2 protein-coding genes are annotated in these 1283 nt (G+C 70.4%); both read left to right on the top strand.

Annotated features, from left to right (window positions below):
- The first annotated feature begins 19 nt into the window (after positions 1–19).
- Positions 20–835, top strand: coding sequence for a bifunctional DNA-formamidopyrimidine glycosylase/DNA-(apurinic or apyrimidinic site) lyase (mutM, locus tag I5G_RS19635; RefSeq protein ID WP_368843828.1), 816 nt, complete (start codon positions 20–22; stop codon positions 833–835).
- A gap of 168 nt (positions 836–1003) precedes the next feature.
- Positions 1004–1283, top strand: a 280-nt coding sequence (locus I5G_RS00250; RefSeq protein ID WP_022877257.1) for a MerR family transcriptional regulator, incomplete at its 3' end; no start/stop codon positions are given.

Below are 1283 nucleotides of genomic sequence, written 5' to 3'. Positions count from 1 at the left end.
CAGCCGGCGGTTCGGCGTCGTGCGCGTGCCCTGGCTCCGGCCTCCAGCGGGGCGGAGAAGGAATAGACCGCGGTCTTGTCGTGGGTCGTGCGAAGGATCGTCTCCGCGTCGACTCCGCCGGGGCAAGTTCCTGTGGATGCCACTCGGCGACGACGAAGCGGTCGTGACGCACCTCGGTATGAGCGGCCAGATGCTGCTGCGCGTCCCCGGCGCGCCCGAGGAACGGCACGAACGCATCCGCATCGAGCTCGAGCACCCCGTGCACGGAGCGCTGTCGGTCGTCTTCGCGGATCAGCGCACCTTCGGTTCGCTCGCGCTCGACGAGCTCGTCGACACTCCGGATGCCGCCGCCGGTGGCCACGGTTCGTCGCTGCCGCGCGTCCCCACGCAGGTGGCCCACATCGCGCGCGACCCGCTCGACCCGGCGTTCGACGACGCGCGGTTCCGCGCGCGCCTCGCCCGCACATCGTCGGGGATCAAGCGCGTGCTGCTCGACCAGACCGTGGCGAGCGGGATCGGCAACATCTACGCCGACGAGTCGCTGTGGGCCGCGCGCATCCACCCCGAGTCCGTGGCATCCGATCTCCCGACCCGCGCGGTGAACCGACTGCTGGCCGAGGTTCGGGCGGTGCTGGAGAAGGCCCTCGCCGAGGGTGGCACGAGCTTCGACGCGCAGTACGTCAACGTGAACGGCCAGGCGGGGTACTTCGCGCACTCCCTGAACGCGTACGGTCGCACGGGTCAGCCGTGCCCGCGCTGCGGTCGCCCGATCGTGCGGGTGAGCTTCATGAACCGATCGAGCCACTTCTGCCCGAAGTGCCAGCGTCTGCGCTGAGCGCTGTCGGCCCGGCCCGGCCCGCCCTGGTCAGCGAGACTGCACGCTGCTGACGAGACTGCGGCACGCTGCAACCGAGATGTCAGCAGGATGCAGTCTCGGCGAAACGGCCCGGCTCGAGCGACGCCCGCTTGACCTCAAGTGCTTGAGGTGTGCTGAGCTAGCGGCATGTCGATGCTCACCATTCAGCAGGCCGCGCGGCGGTCGGGGCTGCGCGAACCCACCCTCCGGTACTACGAGGACGTCGGGCTCATCGGCCCGATCGCTCGCGACGCGAGCAGCGGTCACCGTCGGTATCGCGAGCGCGACCTCGACGACCTTCAGGTGCTCGCGTGTCTCCGCGCGATGGGCGTCGGCATCGAGGACATGCGCGCCTACCAGGCCAATCGCGCGCGGGGGAACGCGGCCGCCGCCGAGCAGCGTGACCTCTTCTTCGTCATCCGAGCGC

This window comes from Microbacterium sp. B19, assembly GCF_000333395.1.
In the GTDB taxonomy this organism is placed as follows: domain Bacteria; phylum Actinomycetota; class Actinomycetes; order Actinomycetales; family Microbacteriaceae; genus Microbacterium.
Note: the sequence above shows the minus strand (reverse complement) of the source record. Positions and strands in the feature narration are given on the sequence as shown.